We start from the raw sequence: 18,386 nt of genomic DNA, 5'->3' as shown, positions 1-18,386 counted from the left end.
CGGCCGGTCACAGCAGATGGTCGGGCGCCAGCGGGCCAATGAGCTTGAGCATCAGGCGCAGGCCCCAGCTGGCATCGGGCTCGCTGTGCTCGTCACCGCGCTCACTGTCTTCCGAGGCCCGCCACACCAGCTCGCCATCCTTGTCGAGCTCGACGCGCCAGCTGCCATCCTGCAGGCCCTCGTCAATGCTTTGCGTGGCCAGGCGACCGAACTCACGGCTGGCGATGAGCAGTGCAATCTCGGTGTTCTGCAACTGGGAGCGCAGATCCAGGTTCATCGAGCCGACTGCCACCAAATGCCCATCCACCACCAGCAGCTTGGAGTGCAGCATCGCACGCGAGGCGCCTGTGGAGCCCGAAGGACCGCCGCCACCCGTGCTGCCCGAGCCGAATGCAGAGCGGACACTGGCCGCCGTGCTGCGCATTTCGTAGAGTTCAACGCCCATCTCCAGCAGCGCCTTGCGGTGGCGCGCATAGCCGGCATGGGCCAAAGGTGCATCGTTGGAGGCCAGCGAATTGGTCAGAATCCGCACGCGCACTCCGCGTTGCCGCGCGCCACGAAACGCCTCCATCATGTCCGGGCCCGGCACGAAGTAGGGCGAGACCACCAGCAGATCGCGCCGGGTCTTGCGCACCAGGGCCAGCAGACCATCGACCACCGAATCGGCCTCCAGCACCGGACGCGCCGCCTGGCGCAAGGCAGGGGCTGGCTGGCCCATGGGCAGCGTGCCGGCAGGCCTGGCCTGCGGGCTGTGCGGAGCGGGGCTGGCCTGTGCAGACGCATCCGTGCCAGCGCCTGTGATGGAGCCTGGGCCTTCATCCCTGTCCAGCGGAATCTTGGCGGGCTCATCCACCAGCACGGCGGCCGATGCCCACGTCCAGCGAGCCTTTCGCAGATCCATGGGCTGCTGGTCCCAGATGATCCGGCGTTGCTCGGCCGCCTGGTCATCTGCCTTTGTCTCCTTTGGGGGAACGGCAGGCGTGGGGTCCTCCTCCTGCGCCTGGTCATCATCGCCCGCAAAGCGCTCGCGCAACTGCTTGAGTTCCTTGAGGCTGATCAGCGACTGGACGGGATAGGCGCGCTGGTTGTTCCAATAGCTGTCGAAGCTGCGTGACAGGTCGTTGACCACCGGCCCCGCCGCCAGCACGTCGAGGTCCACGAAATTGCTGGCGCTGTCCGCATCGAAATACGCATCGCCCAGATTGCGTCCCCCAATCACGCCCATGGCGTTGTCGGCGATGAACAGCTTGTTGTGCATACGCTGCTGTGCCCGCTGGAAATCGGTCAGCAAGGTATAGGCCCGGCCCAGCGCCGAGCTGCGCGCGCCTGCCAGGGGGTTGAACATGCGCATCTCGATACCCGGCACAAAGGCCAGGCGCATGACCTGCGCATTCGCGCCCGTGCTGTGGAAATCGTCCAGCAGCACGCGCACGCGCACGCCACGCCGGGCCGCCTCGACCACGCCGCGCAGCAGGCGCTGCGTGCTCTCGTCGGCATGGATGGCGTAGTACTGCAGGTCCAGCGTCTGCTGCGCTCCCTCGACCAGTGCCAGCCGGGCGCCATAGGCCGCCTGGGCACCGGACAGGAGGGTGAAGGCGGAGGTCTGCTTGCTTCCCGCCTCGGAGCGCTGCTGCTGGATCAACTGGCCCAGGGGGGTGACAGAGGAGTTGGTTAGCGCCCGGGTCACGGGTCTTTCCACCTGACTGGGCAAGCCCGCGCAGCCGGTAGACGCAAGAAGCGCCAGCAAGACCATGCCCATCAGCGACTGACGCAACCGGTTCAGGGGTAAGGGCAAGTCGCTCATGGTGATTGAAACTGGTAGGTGGGCTGATCTGTGCGAATGCGGAGCTGTTGAATTCTTGCATGACACATCTGCGGCGGATGTGGCCGAAAACGCGGCGTGCCTGCCGGACCAGTCTGGCGCAATGACAGGCGGCGTCGTGTGACCGCCGAACGGTTCCATCCTTGCGCGATCACAAAGCAATAATCAAATATGTCCTTTTGCAAGTTTTTGTTTCCGCGCGCAACGCGGGTCCGAGGCTTCACCTTGATTGAACTCATGGTGACGCTGGCCATTGCCGTAGTGCTGGCGATGCTGGCTGCGCCTTCGATTGGCGACTACATCGTCAAAAGCAAGATGAACGGCGTGGGCGGCGAGTTCTCGGGCTCAATCCTGCGTGCCAGGAGTGAATCCGTAAGCCGCAATACCTGCGTCACCATGTGCATGAGCAGCAAGGCGGCTGATGCGGCACCTGTATGTACGACGACGGGCAGTGACTGGCAGGTCGGCTGGATTGCCTTTTTGAACACCAGTTGCGATGCCACGGCCACCAAGCCTGCGGTGGATGGCGATCTGATCTTCGCCCGGGTGGCCAACGGCAGCGACGTGCTCCTGTCTGCTGCGGGCACCACTCCGGTCAGGTCCATCATGTTCAATTCCTCCGGTTCGCCGTCCTTGCCCAGCTCTTCCCAGTTTGGCCTTTTCTACAAGGACAAGGACAGCTCCTACACCCAGAGGTATGGCTCCAATATCTGCATTGATGCCCAGGGACGTTCCAGGAGCATCCCAGGCGACAAGTCCTGCTGAGGGCCAAGGATGAAATTCGCTCATGCCATGACACGCCGCACTCATAAAGGCGTAACGCTGATTGAGATGATGGTCGCGCTGATCATTATGTCCATCGGCCTGCTGGGCCTGGCTGGGCTGCAGGCGGCCACGACGAAATACCGGATCACCACCATGTCGCGCGCCGCAGGGACCGGCCTTGTATTCGACCTGTCGGAACGCATTCGCATCAACGCCGATGCTGCGGGCCCGAGCTTCATGCAGAGCGGCAGCGAAGTTGCCTCTCTGTATACGATCGCCTCTGACTGGACCGCGCAGCAAAAGGACAGTTTCTCCGTGAGCAAGAACTGCAACACGGCGGCCTGCACTTCCAGCGAGCGGGCCACTTTCGATCTGCTGACCTGGCGCCAGAAGGTCCGCGACAGCATGCCGCAGGGCGGTGCCATGCTTTCAGGCAACAAGCGCGATGGAATTACCGTGACCCTCATGTGGTTCGACAAGGAGTTCACCGACGGCAGCTCGGATGCCACGTTGCAGAAGGCACCCACCTGCAATGCTGACCAGAGCGGCATGGCTCGGCAGACCTGTTGTCCGGCAGAGGCCAAGGCGGTCGAAGGGGTGCGCTGCTCCCGTTTTTCTTTCGTGCCCTGAGCTATGAAAACGCACATCCAGCCACAGCGTGGCATGACTCTTGTGGAGCTGATGGTGGCACTGGCCATCAGCATGGTCATCATACTTGCCGCCGTTTTTGTGTACACGGCATCAGTGGATTCCCAGCGCGCCCAGGACCGCAGTACTGTCAGCAGCGAGACGGGGGCATTTGCCATGCAGATGATGGGGCGCGCCATCATGAATGCCGGCTTTTATCCGGCGCCAGCGTTGCCCATCCCGGTGGATGTAAGCCAGACTGGTATGTATGACACCTATCCGCCCATCCCTGCTACTTCGCGGGTGTCTACCGATTGGGCGGATCCCGCCAGCGGCTGGCCTCCCACGGCCTTTCAGACCGGGATCTATGGCTGCGATGGTGCAAAGCTTGACGTTGCCACCAGCCTCTGCGGGACGGAGACCGCCAATGACCCCGACACCCTGGTGATCAATTACTTCACCAGCGATTCGATGGGGGGCGCAACGGGTTCGCGTTTCGACTGCACGGGGCGGGACGTGGCTTCCGATCCCAGCAACAGCGAGCGCAACAAGGATGCCAAGGGTGTGACCATCGCAGATGGCAAGCCACCCCGCCTGCCGCTGTTCGGCTCCAACCGCTATGCACTCAGTGCAGGCACGGTGTATGTGGGGCGAAGTGAGGTGAGCACCAAGAGCCTGGTTTGCAGCGGCAATGGCAAAAGCCCGCATGGCACGGCGGACAGCACGGCCTACCAGCCACTGCTGGCGGGCATCGAGGACATGCAATTCACCTATGGCATCTATTCGACGAATCAGACGCTTTCCCCGGATCGCTTCTATACGGCCAAGGAGGTCAATGGACTGTCAAGTACCGTCATCGACGGTGTCACCATGACTGGCTGGCAGCGCGTTGTCTCCATTCGGGTCTGCATTCTGACCAAGACCCTCAATGGCAGAACCCGTATCGCCGACAAATCCGGCAGTGAGCGGAAGTATGTGGATTGCCAGGAAGTGGAAAAGAGCCAGCCGACAGGAGAGACCTATACCCGGCTTGTCCAGGTTTTCGGCGCTCGCAATGGCCTGAAGCAAAGTTACTAGATCGCGTGATCATGTCGTCGCAACAAAAAATCAATCATCAACGTGGCGTGGCGCTGGTTGTCGTGATGCTGCTGTTGGTTGCCATCACGGGTATCACGCTGTGGATGGTCAAGCAATCCACCCTGTCCGAGGGGTTGGCACGCAATCAACAGGATCAGGAGGCGGCGCGCCAAGCGGCCGAATCGGCACTGAGGGATGCGGAGCGGGACATCCTGAATGTCGAGACCGCATTGCGCACCAATGCCTCCTGCTCTCGTGGAGTTCAGGAACTCAATCCCAACGACTTTTCTTCCACCTGCAAGGGCGGGCTTTGCTACATGGCTGATACCAGCTATACGACCACGGACTGGGCTGCCGCTGCCAAGGACAACGCCACAGTTGCCGAGCCCTGGTGGCCTACCGGAAAAGGGGGGCTGTGGAATGACGATTTTGACTCCAAGCCCAGTCGAACACCGGTCAAGGCAACCAACTGCAACTTTACGGGAGGCGTGCCGCTTGGAACATATACAGGCGTTGCAGCCATCACGGGCGTGGCCGTGCAGCCCGAATACCTGATCGAGATCTTCCGCAGAAAACATGTGCGGATGAATCTCGACGAAACCCTGGTCACATCGCGGGGAGAGAACGCGAACCAGTGGTCGTATATGTACAGGGTGACGGCCCGTGGCTTTGGCTACTCGCAACGCACGCAGGTGGTGCTTCAGACCATCTACTTTCCTTGAGGTGAGGGAAAAATGAATACAAGAAAATCATTGCTGGTCTTTGTGGGCGGTCTGGTCGCCGCGCTCGCCTGCGCTGCCGTGGGCGCGACGCCGCTGGAGGTCTCCAGGCCACGCCAGGGCGTTCCGCCAAACATCGTCACATCGGCCAACAAGCCGATGATCATGTTGACGGCCTCGAAGGACCACACCCTGTTCGGGCCGGTCTACACGGACTTCGAGGACCTCGATGGCGACGGCGTGATCGACACCACGTTCAAGCCCGACTTCAAGTACTACGGCTATTTCGATGCCACGAAGTGCTATGCCTATGAAAGCGGCATCTTCGTCCCCAAGGTGCTGGCGACGAAAACAGAGATCACCACCGGGACCGTCAAATCCAACAAGTTCAGCTGTCCTGCCACGCAGTCTTACTGGAGCGGCAATTTCCTCAACTGGGCAACGATGACGCGCCTGGATACCGTGCGCAAGATGCTCTATGGAGGCTTTCGCAGCGAGGACAAGAACGAATCCACGGTGCTGATGGGCTCCAGGCTGGTGCAGGATGCGCACTCCTTCGTCAAGTACTACCGTGGCACCGATATCCGGGAGTTCACGCCTTTCAACCGGAACGATCTGAACAGGACCAAAGATGGTGTTACCTACTATGCGGGCCTGAGCATGTGCGTCACCGGCAGCAGCGAGGACCCTGCCGCGTCGGTGCCCAACATCCGGATGGTCAGGGGCAATGTGCGGTTCTGGTCCACCGTGGAAGTCAAGCTCTGTCGCTGGAGAGATGATCCGGACAACTACAACCTTGGCACCTTCGGCCCCAAGCTGGCGCGCTTCTATTCCGATGTGAACAAAGGCAACGGCGGGGTCCCGCATGAAGAGAAAATTCCATCCAGGACAGCGGATGGAGCCACCTATTCGGGCATAGGCCCTGACCTGGTCGTCAAGGTGAAGGCCTGCGTTCCCAGCCTGCTGGGAGATGAACGCTGCCAGGCCTATCCGTCGGACTCCACGTCCAACTACAAGCCCTATGGCCTGCTGCAGGAATTCGGCTATCCGAGCACCAGCAACGCCGCGGCGCGCGTGGAATTCGGCCTGATCACAGGCAGCTACGACAACAACCATACGGCGGGCGCATTGCGCAAGAATATCCGCGACCTGGACGATGAAATCAACCGCAGCAACGGGGTGTTTTGTCACAGCGACTCCTCGGGATGTGCCAAGAAACTGGACGATCTCCGAGACACAGGCAAGGGCGCCATCAAGACCTTCGACTCGATCATTCTGTTCGGGCGCAATGGCACCTCGTATGGCAACGGCAAGACACCTAGCAATTCTCCCGATGGAGATTTGCCGGCATGGGGCAACCCCATAGGCGAGATGGTGGTGCAGGCCCTGCAGTACTACGCCTACAACGGCAGCAGTCCAACGCCCAACAATCCCTCATCCAGCAAGAACGACACGACGGCGGGCATGCCCGTGGCGACCTGGGCCGACCCGCTGGCCACGACGGACGCCCGTGCAAAGTACGGCAATGCCATTTGCAGGCCGCTCAATATCCTGGCGTTCTCGGCCAATTCGCTGAGCTTTGACGGCCAGGCTGCAACGCCCTTCGCTACCTTGTCCAATACCAGCGGAAACTTGGATTCCTACGTCAACAAGATCGGGGATGCCGAAGGGCTGACAGGAACATCACGCTCCGTGGGCTCGGTAAGCGGCAAGGGATTGACGGCGGCTGACGACAAGAATGCCTGTTCCGCGAAAACGGTGGGCACGCTTTCGGACGTCAATGGCATCTGCCCTGAAGCGCCGGCCATGGGCGGAACCTACCAGGTGGCAGGCGCCGCGCTCTATGGCAATACCGCCAAGATCCGCAATGTCTCCAACCCGCCTTCGGACCTGGGTACGGTGGAGAACGCCCTCAAGGTCCGGACCATGGCGGCCTCGCTGACCGGGGGGTCTCCACGCATTGATGTGCTGATCCCTGGCAGCAACCCCAAGAAATATGTCTACATCACACCCGAGAGCGTGCAGAACAATGGAAATGTCAGCGCGCCGCTGACCTTTGCCTCCATCAGTTCCGGCGAGCGCTATGGATCATTCATCGTCACCTGGAATGACATTTTGATGGGCGGTGACTATGACATGGACATCACCGGCTTCCTGCGTTACGACTTGATCGAGAATGCCAAATCGCCTTCCGGCTGGGATATCACCATCACCACCGACATCCCGGCGGTCTGCGGAGGCAGCCCGGGAACGCATGGCTTTAGCGTCATTGGCGTGCAAACTGGCGGCAAGTCAGCCAACGGGCGGTACCTGACCCATCAGCACTACAGCAGCGGCAAGCTCAGCGGCATGCCCGAGACATCCCAATACCTGTGCGGTGATGACAGCTATCGCAACAAACGGCTGGTAAGCGGGAAGACCTACGACGGCACAGTCTGCAATGTCACCGGCAATGGCACGGTCAGCTTTTCTGATGGCTCCAGCAGCAAATTCTCCGACTATTGCACGGTCAAGAACGAGGACTATCTGGTGCCCATGACCTTCAACATGGTCGGCGAGACGGATGCCCTGATCAGGGACCCGCTGTGGTATGCCGCGAAATACGGCTACTTCCGGTCCAGCGAGAAGCTGTCCAACGGCACCTACAGCACACTGACCATGCCGCCCAACCAGGCTAGCTGGGACAGCCTGAGCAGCGATGGAAACTCGGGCTCGGATGGTGTTCCGGACGGCTACTTCCTCGCACGCCGTCCTGAAATTCTCGAGGCCCAGTTGCGTCGGGTGCTGGATGCCGTGGCGAAGGACTCGAATGCGGCTCCCGCCATTTCGTCCTCTCAGTTCGTGTCAGGCAGCTACAAGTACGTGGCCAAGTTCGACAATGCGACCTATTCGGGCGCGCTGGAGGCCTACAAGATCGATGCGGACGGCAATGTCGGGGCCAATTACTCGTGGGAAGCCGGGCTGCTGCTCAAGACCGCCGCGGCGGGTGGCACACGCGCCATCATCACCAACAGCGGCAATGGCAGCAATGCGGGCATCGCCTTGCGGTGGGACTCCCTGACCGATGCATACAAGGAGCAGATGACCACGGCTTCAGCCAACAAGCTCAGCGTGGACAACGCCAAGCTGGCCTTGAACTATGTGCGCGGCGACCAATCTCTGGAGGGCGCCTCCGCTCTGCGCCAGCGTGGCAATAGTCTGTTGGGCTCCATCGTGAACGGTACACCCTGGATACAGGATCGCCCCCAGGCGCTGATTCAGGGCAATTCCGACTACACCAAGTTCTATGGTGACAACCGCAGCCGCAAGAAGCTGCTGTGGGTGGCTGCCAATGACGGCATGCTGCACGCCTTCGATGCGGAAAATGGCAATGAACTGCTGGCCTATGTGCCGGGGGTGCTGGCCAATCGCCTGCCCGAGCTGCCGCTGCAGCGCGACACTTCCAGTCGCACCAAACTCAACAACGCCAATTTCACACTGGATTCCACCGAGACCTTGCCGCAGGGCACGATCTGGCCCTATGTGGACGGCAATCCTTTTACGGCTGACGTATTGGTGACATCGGGCTCCAAGTCGGTATGGAAGTCCTATGTCTTCGCGTCGCTGGGCCGTGGTGGCCGCGCCCTGTTTGCACTCGATGCGACCGATCCTTCGAGCTTCTCGGAGTCGAACGCGGCCAGCATCTTCAAATGGCAGTTCACATCGGACGACGATGCGGATCTGGGCTACATCACCGGGGATGTGGGCATACACACCACCAGCAACCAGGCCACTCCCGTGGCCAAGATGAACAACGGCAAGTACGCGCTTTTGCTGGGCAACGGCAACAGGTCTCCCGGTGGCAAGGCGGTGCTCTATATTCTCTACATGGATGGCCCTTCGGGGGGAAGCTGGAGCGGGCGCTACACGAAGATCGTTGCCGATGCAGGCTCCGGCAATGGCATGGCCATGCCGCGCTGGGAGGACTACAACGGCGACGGTACGGCCGACGTGATCTATGCGGGGGACCTCAAGGGCAACCTGTGGAAGTTCGATGTGTCCAGCACGACTGCAGACAATTGGGGGGTGGCCTACAAATCCACGTCGTCCGCCAACCTGCCCCTGTTCCGCGCCCAGTACACCACGGGCACGGGCTCCTCGGCCGTAACGACGCAGCTACCCATCACCACGGCACCGCAGACCTTGTTCATGGGGCGTGGCGGCATGCTTGTCACCTTTGGCACGGGCAATGCGTTTGAAACCGGAGATTTCCCTGCCACAGGCACCACCCAGCGCATCTATGGCATCTGGGACCGCCCCGGCATGCCCACGACAAGGGCGTTGCCGGCCTGGTCGGGCAACACGCTGGTGTCCCGTACCTACACGCGGGACAGTGCAGGCAATGTCTATGTGTCTTCCGATGGAACGGCGCTGGATTGGTCACAGCATGATGGCTGGTTCATCGCTCTGCCTGGCTCGGCAGAGGCCGTGATCGCTGATCCGTCGCTGGATGCGGGCGTGCTTTCCCTGGTGGGAGTCAGGCCGAAATCGGATTCCAACCAATGCTCGGACACACCCAATACGACCCTCTACACCATCGACCCCATTTCTGGACGTGCCGAGCGCAATGTGCAAGGCACGATGGTGGTGAGTTCCAAGACGGTCATCATCGCGGGCAAGGACATTGGCGGTGACCAGCGCGTCCGTGTGGTCAATGACCGCTCGAAGAAGCCTTTCACCAAAACCTGCAAGGCGGGCGAGCCCGGATGCACGTGCACGGGCAGTACTTGCGAGAAGGCCTCTCCCACCTGCGGCCCGGGCATGGGCGCCAAGCGCGTGGTGGGCCGCAACGCGGACGCCATCATGTGCTTCAGCTCGTCACCCCGCATGCAGTGGCGCGATGTGCCGGGCTTGAGGACCAACCAATGAAAAAAGCTCCTCGATTGATGGCTGGCTTCACCTTGATCGAATTGATGATCACGGTGGCCATCGTCGCCATACTGGCCTCGGTGGCCTACCCGTCCTACAAGGAATACGTGGCCAAAAGCCGACGGTCTGAAGCCAGGACCGTTCTCGCGTCCGCGCAGCAATGGATGGAACGGTTCTATTCGGAAAATTTCCGCTATGACAAGAACAGCGCTGGAACTGCCGTGACCAATTCTGCGCTGTTTCCTGCATATTTCTCGGTATCTCCCCCCAAGGGGCAGGGCACGGCGGTCTATGACATTTCGGTTGTGGTGACTGAGGATGTGCGGGATGCCTACTCCATCAAAGCCGTGCGAAAAGCCTCTGCAGGCATGGCCTCGGATCGCTGCGGCGATTTCTACCTGGACCAATACGGCCGCAAGGACTTGAAGGAGTACAGTGACAAGTATTTCGCCAACAAGCAGGCGGCCATGGACTACTGCTGGCGATAGTCGGCGGATGGGCGGGGGCTGCCGCTGACTACCTGAAATGGTCTCCAAATTGTCCTCGCAATGGATGGCACAAGCCATCGGGCTTGCCACGCAAGCCCTGTTCATAACCTCACCCAATCCCCGGGTAGGCTGCGTCATCGTCGACTCCCAGGGGCAGCTGCTGGGTCAAGGCTCCACTCAGCGCGCGGGAGGTCCGCATGCCGAAATCATGGCCTTGCGTGATGCCCAGTCTCGGGGGCACTCCGTGCGAGGCGCCACTGCCTATGTGACGCTGGAGCCCTGCGCCCACCATGGCCGCACGGGGCCTTGCTGCGATGCACTGGTCGAGGCGGGCATCGGCAAGGTGGTGGCATCGCTGGCGGATCCCAATCCCCGCGTGGGCGGACAGGGCTTTGAGAGGCTGCGCGCCGCAGGTGTCGAGGTTGAGATTGGTGATGGCGCAGATCAGGCGTGGGAACTGAATCTGGGATTCTTCAGCCGCATGCTTCGGGGTAGGCCTTGGGTGCGCGCCAAAGTGGCAGCTTCTCTGGATGGCATCACTGCATTGAGCAATGGGCAGAGTCAGTGGATCACCTCTGCCGAAGCCCGACATGATGGCCATGCCTGGCGCGCTCGCTCCTGTGCGATTCTCACGGGCATAGGCACGGTGCTTGCCGATAATCCTCGCCTGGATGTCAGGGAGGTCGAAACGTTTCGGCAGCCTACCCTCATCGTGGCGGATAGCCAGCTTCAGACACCTCCGGATGCAGCCCTGTTTGCGGCGCAACGCAAGGTGGTCATCTACACAGCAGTCAGTGATCTGACGTCAGACCGTGCGCTTGCGCTGGTGGAGCGTGGAGCGCAGTTGCTGTCTATGCCTGATGGGCAGGGGCGTGTGGATGTTCGGGCCATGATCCACGATCTGGCGAGGCTGGAAGTGAATGAACTGCACGTCGAGGCGGGTCATCGACTCAACGCAGCGCTTGTCGAGGCAGGGCTGGTGGATGAGTGGTTGGCCTATCTGGCCCCCAAGCTTCTGTGGGGCGGGGCTGGTTGGGCCGATACGCCCTCTTTGAGCAGGCTCGCCGATGCGCAAGCCATGTCATTCCAGTCGGTCGCAAGCGTGGGCGACGACTTGCGGGTGATTCTTCGGAAGGTAGGAGCGGATCGGCTTGGTATGGACGGCTCCACCTGAGGCATCGCACGCGGTCGCAGCTACCGCCCCCAGCACTCTATCGCTTTGGTATTCGCACCCAGGTTCCGTGCATCGCGCTCGCCCGTATGGGTCAGCGTGAAATCGCCGCATCGGTCATTGAGCTGGGAGCCACGGCGCGTGGCGATCAGGGTGTAAGTGTCGTCGTCGTGGCCGCTGGTTGCCAAAAAGTCGATGGTGTAGCGCTTGCTGGAGTCGCGGGTCCAGGTCAGATCGACGGGGAGCGTGGTGGGGTAGACCCCGTTGGCCGTGGCTGCGCGCTCCAGCCATTGCTGGGCCTGCAGCAGGCCGGCGCGGGCATCGGCGCGGTGGACTCCGCGAATGTATTCGTTGTAGCTGGGCACGGCGACGGTGCCGAGGATGACTATGACGGCCACGACGATCATGAGTTCTATGAGTGTGAAGCCCGGGGGAGGAGGGCGGCGCATTGTGCGGCTCATTTCATTTGGCGCCAACTGGGGCGCAGGGATTGCTCGGGCATGCGGGCGAGGACGTTGCGGCGGCCATCGGTGTCGTAGCCAATGGCGTGATGGCCTTTTTTGAGCAACGTCTGGGATCCCCCGGAGACGGTTGTGCGCGAGGCTTCCTGATCCGCCGTGTCGTAGACGCCGTCGCCGTTGCTGTCCATCAATGGAACACTGGGCCGCTTGCCATCCATGATGTTCATGAGCGTCAGAAATTGGCTTTCCTCGCTCACATTGCAGGCGTCAGCGGGGCGGCTTATGGCTTCACCAGGACGCCTGGAGGATCTGGCGGGTATCTGGCTATAGATCGCGAGGAGGTTGCTGCCGTCGTAGAAACTCATCGGCTTGAGCAGGCGCTCGCCTGACAGGGGAAGGTCCATGTACCAGCCTTTGTGCCGCGTCCAGTCGAGGTCGGTGGTGGAGTCCACTCGCCAGGTGCCACGGCCTACGATCCCTTGCGTCTGAGGGTTCACCGAGCGTTTGGCCAGCTCATCGATGCCGGATACAGGGGCTGGACGCTGCCCTGCAGGCAGCTTGCACTCAGAGTCCGAGTCACCCGTGCAAGGCTGTACCCGGCCGTCCGCGAGCAGCTTGTAGCGGGTGTTGTCGAGGATGGAATAGATGCTCTGCACCGCCGTGTTGCCAGTGTCCTGCTGGGTGATGTTGCGTCCTGTGCCGAATGCCACCAGCATGCCGCCCACAGTCACGCGTTCATCGCTTCCCGAGGGTTCTGTGGTGACGCTGTACCGGTCATTGGCGCGTACGGACGCAGGGGCGGTAATGGGCTGGCGCAGCGCGCGAGAGGCAGTTGGCGAACTGCCACCCATGGCGGTGTACAGCGGCCGGCCGTCGAAGGCCATGCCCCAAGCGGAAGAGGCATCGCTGGCGATGATGAATTTCCACAGATTGCCCTGGAGGTCGCCCGCATAGACCACATCGGGCCGGCCATCGCCATTGATGTCCACGAGGCGTGGGGCAGAGAGCCCATTGTTGGTGGTATCCGGTGTGGTGCCGGTGGGGATGTCGCCTGTGGCCACGATGCGCAGCAGCTCCTGGTTGCCATCGAGGTACTGGATCAGCAGCACGGGTCGCTGGTTGATGCTGTGGTAGCCGTTGCCTGTCACCAGAGCCCAGCGGTTGTTGTTCAACTGCGTGATCTGGGTGCTGCGTTGCGGGTTGGCATCGTCCCGTACGGGCGCTGCAAGGATATGGCCCAGGTCCCTGTCTTCCTGGCAAGTGGTGCGCTGCCAGAGGTCGGCGGAGATGGCGCAGTCACCGGGATCGCTGTTGCGGGTCTGGGTGCGGTCCAGCAGGACCAGCGTGCCGGCGCCGTGTTCGTTGAAAGCCTCTGGGTGCGTGATGTCCAGCACAAAGTAGCCTTTGGCACCGGCGCCCGGCATGCCTGCCAGCACGGTGCGCCACTGCGGGGATGCATGGCTGCCTGAGTTGATGTCGCCGCTCATGGCAGAGCCATCCACGAAGTAGCGATGCCGGGCGTCGTAATCGAGATCGGAAAGGCGTGGCAGCCCCGAAATCACGCCACGGGGGATGTAGGCGATCTTCTCGCTGCCGTCAGTGGCAGAAAAGCCGTGCAGCATGCCGTCGTTGCCGCCCACGTAAATCATGGGCTGGCGCTTCTGCTGGGCGAGCGCATAGGCCGCGTAGCCCGGCAAAGGCGAGTTGTCCACGGGGTGGCCGGTGTGCCAGATCTGGGAGTTGACGATATCGCCCTGGCGCGAGCCGCGTTGGCGAAAAGGGTGGGCCGGGTCAGGGCGCGGCGGTTGTCCCGCAGCTTCCATGCGGCGGTCGCCACGTATGAAGTTGAACCTGTGCTTGCCCAGTTTGTCTGCCCTGCCTTCGGCATCGACGCTGAAAGAGGCCTTCTGTGGGCGGTCCAGCTCATGCCATTGGAAAGACACGCCCCTTTGCAGTCTGTCACTCCAGGTCAGGATCAGGCGTTCATTGAGTACCTGTTGATCACTGAGTGCATCCAGGTGGTCAGCCGTGCTTTTGCCTTGCCAGCCGGCTGCTGCGGTGATGCTCCCGTCGGCTTGGACCGTTTCTGCGTTGATCCAGCCGCTCCAGGCAGCTTTGGCACTGTAGCGGGCCGTGAATATGTCCACGCCTGCCTGTGCAATCACGCTGCCGTTGGAGGTGGCGGAGCTGCTGCGGCCCTTGGCATTGGCTGGCTGGCCTGTCAGGCAGTCTTCAATGGGCGTGGCAAATTCGTTGTCTTCTCTCTGTGCCAGGGAAACTGGCGTGCCTGCCTCAGAGAAGCGTTGGGCCTGGCTGTTTTGCGCGGCCAGGAGTGCGGCGATTACGGCTGGCAGCAGGAGGGGGCGGAGCCCAGGGTGGAGGAGATAAGGCATGTCAGACGTTCTGAATCAGTCGCGGCGCTTCTGGCGCGCATAGGTCTGTTGCAGCACCACCTGGGTGCCGTTCTTGCGGCCGTGAGCGATGGCTGTGATGCGATAGATCACCTGCGGCTGCATGTATAGGGCCAGACGTGGAGAGTCGTTGGCGATGAGGCCTGAGTTCCCTGCGTTGGCGTCATAGGGCAGGATCTCTATCCAGTACCAACCCCCCTTTCCTGTCTCACGGGTTGCCAGGATGGGATTGCTCTTGCCTCCAGAAATGGCGCCCGTGAACTGGCCGTAGCGCGCGGCTACATCGGTGGCGGTCATCTGGCTCAGCGTGATCCCTTTGGTCTCGTCCACGTTGTTCCAGAAGTCCTGAGGCCCTGTGCGCTTGGTGCACAGGGCGTCTCGGCAGCTTGTGGGGGTGGCTCGGTTCAGGTTGGCCAGCAGCAGACCTACCTGCTGGGTTTCCTGGGGAAACTGGGTGATGGTTGCAGCGTTGCGGCAGACGGATGGACGGCTGCTGTTGGCGATGCAGGCGGCGCCGTTGGCCTGTTCGCCTCGAATGTCCAGTTCGGCATCCTGCAGCAATGCCTGTGCAGCTTCGAGGGCGCGTTGGTAGTCGGCATCGTTGCCCACGAACATTTCGTTGAACAGGGCGCTGCGCGATGCCCAAAGTGCCAGCAGCATGGAAAGCATGACCAGGGTGATCACGATGAACAGTGCGACGCCTTTCTGGCGCTGCGCGGCACAGGTGTGGGCATGCCGCATGCCTGCTGCTTTGGCGGTCATCCAGTCATCCCCTGGCTGCGCAACTGATACACGCTGCGAAAGACCATGTGCAGGCGCCGGGTCCTGGGCGCCGGCAGCGTGGTCATGTCGATGGATTCGGCTGTGCCGTCACTGCTTGCGCAATCGGTGTAGCGGCTGTCGGCGGGCATGTTGATGACTTCGATCCCGAAAAGCACCAGACAGACCTCCGCGGCAACGACGCGTGACCAGTCCTGGCCCACGGCGGCTGCGTTGACGTACTGCAGGCGTGCATCACCTTTCGGCGACTGGATCAGATAGCGCACCTGGAAGTTGGCAACGTTCTGGGCCAGTGGCTGGGCTCCCGCAGAGGGTGCTCCGGTGCAGCGCAGGGTGTTTTTGCGGGCGTCCAGCGCAAAGCGGCTCAGGATCAGGTTGTGGCTGTTGGCCTGGCCCAGGCAATTGCGCTGCAGTGAAGTTTCTATGGCCGAGCCGTGCAGCGGTTGCGTGTAGTTGCTGTAGCCCACGGTGAGCTTGTATTGAGCGCGGCCTGGCGCATCAAGGCCCAGGATGGTGTCGTGCGCAGGGTTGAAATCTTGTGCGCTCGCCTCGAATGCAACGGGGTCCGCCACGTCAACGGTGTCTGTTCCCTGTTTTGCAGACGAGAGAAGCAGCCGAAGAGACCCCGCCTGCCGGATCTGCCGGCCCATGACGCGGAAGATGTGGGATGCCTGCTGCTGCAGCTGGCTGGCATCGCTGACGGTACCGGAGACGGCGCGTGATGCCATGAGTGCGCCCAGGGCCACCGCGATGATCAACAGTCCCAGGAGAAGGCCCACCAGCAGTTCGACCAGGCTCAGGCCCCGTTGACCAGGCTGCACCAGCGTTGCGGCGGCGATGTGGGTGTGCTTCATGGGCTTGCGCAGAAGAACTGGACTGCGTTGTTGGCAAGATATGGCGCGCAACGAGCGCTGAGCGCTATGTATTGCAGGTGGCAGGTTCTGCCGGTGGGGCAGGCCATGGCTTCGTCGCCGTGTGTGCCATCGCTATGGAGTCCGATGGGTTTTTTGTAGCCGGCTTTGCTGGATTTCTCGTTTTCACGCCAGCTGATCACGATGCCCAGGTGGCGTCCGTTGCTGGTGTCGTCTGCTGCAGGGAAGACCTTGGCGGCTCCGCCTGGCAGCAGTTGGTGCACGGAAGCCTTCCACAGCGCGAGGTTGTAGCTGGCCAGCGTTTCCGGGTCGCATGGTGTGGCGCTGCAGTCGGCGGTGGATTCAGGGGGGTGATCCCAATCGGATTCGTAGTTGCCCATCTGTCCGAGGGAATTGGGGTTGGCGTGGGTGCGCTCGCTGAAGTCTTCGATCAGCCGGATGGCCTGAGCGCGGCGCACGCCGCTTTGGGTGTCGGCCAGGGTGCGCATCTGCAGGCTCAGGATTCCCAGAACACCCAGGGCCGTGACGACGGTGGCAACCAGGGTTTCGATCAGGGTGAAGCCTTTGGCGTGCCGAGCGTGGGTGCTTGTCAGGCGCATGGAATGCCCTCCCGGCCGACCACCCGGATACGTCCGCCGGACGAAACGCAGACGCCTTTCGCTGCAGCAGAGACGAGGCCGGCGGAAGACGGGGCGACGGCGAAGCCCATGGCAGTGAATCCACCCATTTGCCCCCACCGGTCCACACTGATGATGGCGGCGGATCTGGAGCGGATAACAAGGGTGCGTGCGGGAGTGTCGAAGCGCTGTAGTTCTTCCCGGGGATCCCAGCGCTTGTTGCCATTGCGGTCAACGAACACCACCCAGCCACAGCCCCAGTCCGCGTGACGTGCAGCCAGAGTGCAGCCGTTGGTGCCTTGGGGTAGTTTCTGGATGAAGACGCCGCCCCCGCGCCGCACGGCTTCGGAGCGCGCGTATTGCAGCGTCGACTGCAGGCCCTCGACGGTCTGGCGAACACGCCATCGCTCGATGATGAGGTGGAAGCTGGGTGTGGCCAGCGTGGTGAGCACGGCGAGGATGGCGACGACCACCATCAGCTCGATGGCCGTGAAGCCTTTTGCGCCCGGGTGGGCCTGAGGCCAGGTCGATGACATGTCTTGAATCCCTCCCCCACGATCTGCTTGCGAAGCGCTGGTTGTTTTTGCGCGCTGCTCAATCTATTGGGGTTCTTCGTGCATGTCTTTCGGACAAATCTGTTTCTGTCCTCAACAATTAGGAGTCGTGCCGTTTGTGTAGGGTCATCCGGCATGACGATGCGTCAAAAAATCCAATGGTGACAAGGAGTTGTTGGCTTTGCACTATTGGACTCCGGGGTAGGACTGTTTTTGTTGGGGGAACGCTCAGCGCTGCTGTCTGCCGGGTGGCGGCCGGGTATATCCGGCGCATGCCCCGGCGTTGTGCCGGCCCTGGCATTCGCGGTACAGCCGCTTGTCGCGTTGTTCGGGCGATTCCTCGGAACTGCTGCGCTGGGTTGGAGTACGGACTCGCTGTCCACCTTTTTTGCGCTTGGCGCCTTGCGCAGCCGATGTGTCGGAGCGGTGAGGGCTCGCCTGGGCCGGTAGGGCCAGGCATAGGGCCGCGACCAGGCAGAGCAGGGTGCATTGCTGCCGATGTGCGCGCCAGGTTGCAGCAGTGAATGAAAAACGCGTCGCCATGGTGTTGCCCTCCCGTGATCTATGAATGTCTGCAGGTTTCGCGGCATTCTGGGCGGGCTGTCGGCCGGCGCGGTGTGGGGCCACAAAGCATGTGTGGAAGCTGGACAGGGCGCGCTTGTTATAATCCCAGGGTTTTGCATGGTGCAAGACGCACGTCGGGGCCTTTCCAGTCCCGGCGCAAGTAACCAAGGCTGCCTCCCTGCTTTTGTCTGTGAGGGGCCAATTTCAAAGGAAAAAAATGATCGCATCTTCCGTGAAGGCTGAAGTCGTCAAGTCCAACGCACGCTCTGCCAACGATACTGGCAGCCCAGAAGTGCAAGTGGCTCTGCTGACCGCACGCATCAACGAGCTGACCCCTCACTTCAAGCAACACGCCAAGGACCACCACGGTCGTCGCGGCCTGCTGCGCATGGTGAGCCGTCGTCGCAAGCTGCTGGACTACCTCAAGTCCAAGGACGCTGATCGCTACACCGCACTGATCGCCAAGCTGGGCCTGCGCAAGTAAGCACGGTGGGAGATCAAAACGCCTGAGTTAGCCTGTCTAGCTCAGGCGTTTTTTACTTCGGAGAAT

15 protein-coding genes are annotated in these 18,386 nt (G+C 61.6%); 8 read left to right on the top strand and 7 right to left on the bottom strand.

Going from position 1 to position 18,386, the window contains the following annotated elements:
- Positions 1 to 7 precede the first annotated feature (7 nt).
- Positions 8 to 1,804 carry a phospholipase D family protein gene (locus IAE24_RS01260; RefSeq protein WP_199959926.1) on the bottom strand — a complete coding sequence of 599 codons (1,797 nt, stop codon included), beginning with the start codon at positions 1,802 to 1,804 and terminating at the stop codon, positions 8 to 10.
- Positions 1,805 to 1,993: 189 nt separating this feature from the next.
- On the opposite strand from IAE24_RS01260, the gene IAE24_RS01255 reads away from it, so the two are divergent.
- From IAE24_RS01255 to ribD, 7 genes are read left to right on the top strand one after another with little or no spacing between them, the layout of a single operon-like run.
- Positions 1,994 to 2,587 carry a GspH/FimT family pseudopilin gene (locus IAE24_RS01255; protein WP_052155255.1) on the top strand — a complete coding sequence of 198 codons (594 nt, stop codon included), beginning with the start codon at positions 1,994 to 1,996 and terminating at the stop codon, positions 2,585 to 2,587.
- Between the two features lie 27 nt (positions 2,588 to 2,614).
- Positions 2,615 to 3,217: a type IV pilus modification protein PilV gene (pilV, locus tag IAE24_RS01250; protein WP_225613938.1), complete on the top strand. Its 603-nt coding sequence runs from the start codon at positions 2,615 to 2,617 to the stop codon at positions 3,215 to 3,217.
- Positions 3,218 to 3,220: 3 nt separating this feature from the next.
- Positions 3,221 to 4,291 (top strand): PilW family protein, encoded by a 1,071-nt coding sequence (locus tag IAE24_RS01245; RefSeq protein ID WP_043819245.1) that lies wholly within the window; start codon positions 3,221 to 3,223, stop codon positions 4,289 to 4,291.
- Positions 4,292 to 4,302: 11 nt separating this feature from the next.
- Positions 4,303 to 5,013: a pilus assembly PilX family protein gene (locus IAE24_RS01240; protein WP_199959924.1), complete on the top strand. Its 711-nt coding sequence runs from the start codon at positions 4,303 to 4,305 to the stop codon at positions 5,011 to 5,013.
- A gap of 30 nt (positions 5,014 to 5,043) precedes the next feature.
- Positions 5,044 to 9,918 carry a pilus assembly protein gene (locus tag IAE24_RS01235; protein WP_233626118.1) on the top strand — a complete coding sequence of 1,625 codons (4,875 nt, stop codon included), beginning with the start codon at positions 5,044 to 5,046 and terminating at the stop codon, positions 9,916 to 9,918.
- Positions 9,915 to 10,406, top strand: a complete 492-nt coding sequence (locus IAE24_RS01230; protein WP_192366285.1) for a type IV pilin protein — start codon at positions 9,915 to 9,917, stop codon at positions 10,404 to 10,406. Before IAE24_RS01235 ends, IAE24_RS01230 begins: the two co-directional genes overlap by 4 nt.
- 37 nt (positions 10,407 to 10,443) lie before the next feature.
- On the top strand, positions 10,444 to 11,580 hold the full coding sequence (ribD, locus tag IAE24_RS01225) for a bifunctional diaminohydroxyphosphoribosylaminopyrimidine deaminase/5-amino-6-(5-phosphoribosylamino)uracil reductase RibD (protein WP_199959921.1): 1,137 nt from the start codon (positions 10,444 to 10,446) through the stop codon (positions 11,578 to 11,580).
- A gap of 20 nt (positions 11,581 to 11,600) precedes the next feature.
- On the opposite strand, the gene IAE24_RS01220 is transcribed toward ribD, so the two are convergent.
- Genes IAE24_RS01220 through IAE24_RS01195 form a run of 6 tightly spaced genes read right to left on the bottom strand, consistent with a single transcriptional unit; the run spans position 11,601 to position 17,254 of the window.
- Positions 11,601 to 12,026 carry a type IV pilin protein gene (locus IAE24_RS01220; RefSeq protein ID WP_199959919.1) on the bottom strand — a complete coding sequence of 142 codons (426 nt, stop codon included), beginning with the start codon at positions 12,024 to 12,026 and terminating at the stop codon, positions 11,601 to 11,603.
- An 8-nt stretch (positions 12,027 to 12,034) separates the two neighbouring features.
- Positions 12,035 to 14,431: a pilus assembly protein gene (locus tag IAE24_RS01215; RefSeq protein WP_199959917.1), complete on the bottom strand. Its 2,397-nt coding sequence runs from the start codon at positions 14,429 to 14,431 to the stop codon at positions 12,035 to 12,037.
- 15 nt (positions 14,432 to 14,446) lie between these two features.
- Positions 14,447 to 15,211, bottom strand: a complete 765-nt coding sequence (locus IAE24_RS01210) for a pilus assembly PilX family protein (protein ID WP_199959915.1) — start codon at positions 15,209 to 15,211, stop codon at positions 14,447 to 14,449.
- Entirely contained in the window at positions 15,208 to 16,083 is an 876-nt protein-coding gene (locus IAE24_RS01205; protein WP_192366289.1) for a PilW family protein, read from the bottom strand. Before IAE24_RS01205 ends, IAE24_RS01210 begins: the two co-directional genes overlap by 4 nt.
- Positions 16,080 to 16,700 carry a type IV pilus modification protein PilV gene (gene pilV, locus IAE24_RS01200; RefSeq protein ID WP_199959914.1) on the bottom strand — a complete coding sequence of 207 codons (621 nt, stop codon included), beginning with the start codon at positions 16,698 to 16,700 and terminating at the stop codon, positions 16,080 to 16,082. The genes IAE24_RS01205 and pilV (IAE24_RS01200) overlap by 4 nt, the downstream gene beginning before the upstream one ends.
- Positions 16,691 to 17,254, bottom strand: coding sequence for a GspH/FimT family pseudopilin (locus IAE24_RS01195; protein WP_199959912.1), 564 nt, complete (start codon positions 17,252 to 17,254; stop codon positions 16,691 to 16,693). Before IAE24_RS01195 ends, pilV (IAE24_RS01200) begins: the two co-directional genes overlap by 10 nt.
- Before the next feature lie 799 nt (positions 17,255 to 18,053).
- Between IAE24_RS01195 and rpsO the strand changes: the two genes are divergently transcribed.
- Positions 18,054 to 18,320 (top strand): 30S ribosomal protein S15, encoded by a 267-nt coding sequence (gene rpsO / locus IAE24_RS01190; protein WP_012206984.1) that lies wholly within the window; start codon positions 18,054 to 18,056, stop codon positions 18,318 to 18,320.
- The last annotated feature ends 66 nt before the right edge of the window (positions 18,321 to 18,386 follow it).

The organism is Delftia sp. S65 (assembly GCF_016516495.1).
Classification (GTDB): domain Bacteria; phylum Pseudomonadota; class Gammaproteobacteria; order Burkholderiales; family Burkholderiaceae_C; genus Comamonas; species Comamonas acidovorans.
The sequence above is the reverse complement of the archived record's forward strand: the minus strand, read 5'-3'. Positions and strand labels throughout refer to the sequence as shown.

Coding starts and splice junctions, on each gene's coding strand:
- IAE24_RS01260 (WP_199959926.1), bottom strand. CDS start 1,804: ATGAGCGACTTGCCCTTACCCCTGAACCGGTTGCGTCAGTCGCTGATG.
- IAE24_RS01255 (WP_052155255.1), top strand. CDS start 1,994: ATGTCCTTTTGCAAGTTTTTGTTTCCGCGCGCAACGCGGGTCCGAGGC.
- pilV (WP_225613938.1), top strand. CDS start 2,615: ATGACACGCCGCACTCATAAAGGCGTAACGCTGATTGAGATGATGGTC.
- IAE24_RS01245 (WP_043819245.1), top strand. CDS start 3,221: ATGAAAACGCACATCCAGCCACAGCGTGGCATGACTCTTGTGGAGCTG.
- IAE24_RS01240 (WP_199959924.1), top strand. CDS start 4,303: ATGTCGTCGCAACAAAAAATCAATCATCAACGTGGCGTGGCGCTGGTT.
- IAE24_RS01230 (WP_192366285.1), top strand. CDS start 9,915: ATGAAAAAAGCTCCTCGATTGATGGCTGGCTTCACCTTGATCGAATTG.
- ribD (WP_199959921.1), top strand. CDS start 10,444: ATGGTCTCCAAATTGTCCTCGCAATGGATGGCACAAGCCATCGGGCTT.
- IAE24_RS01220 (WP_199959919.1), bottom strand. CDS start 12,026: ATGCGCCGCCCTCCTCCCCCGGGCTTCACACTCATAGAACTCATGATC.
- IAE24_RS01215 (WP_199959917.1), bottom strand. CDS start 14,431: ATGCCTTATCTCCTCCACCCTGGGCTCCGCCCCCTCCTGCTGCCAGCC.
- IAE24_RS01210 (WP_199959915.1), bottom strand. CDS start 15,211: ATGACCGCCAAAGCAGCAGGCATGCGGCATGCCCACACCTGTGCCGCG.
- IAE24_RS01205 (WP_192366289.1), bottom strand. CDS start 16,083: ATGAAGCACACCCACATCGCCGCCGCAACGCTGGTGCAGCCTGGTCAA.
- pilV (WP_199959914.1), bottom strand. CDS start 16,700: ATGCGCCTGACAAGCACCCACGCTCGGCACGCCAAAGGCTTCACCCTG.
- IAE24_RS01195 (WP_199959912.1), bottom strand. CDS start 17,254: ATGTCATCGACCTGGCCTCAGGCCCACCCGGGCGCAAAAGGCTTCACG.
- rpsO (WP_012206984.1), top strand. CDS start 18,054: ATGATCGCATCTTCCGTGAAGGCTGAAGTCGTCAAGTCCAACGCACGC.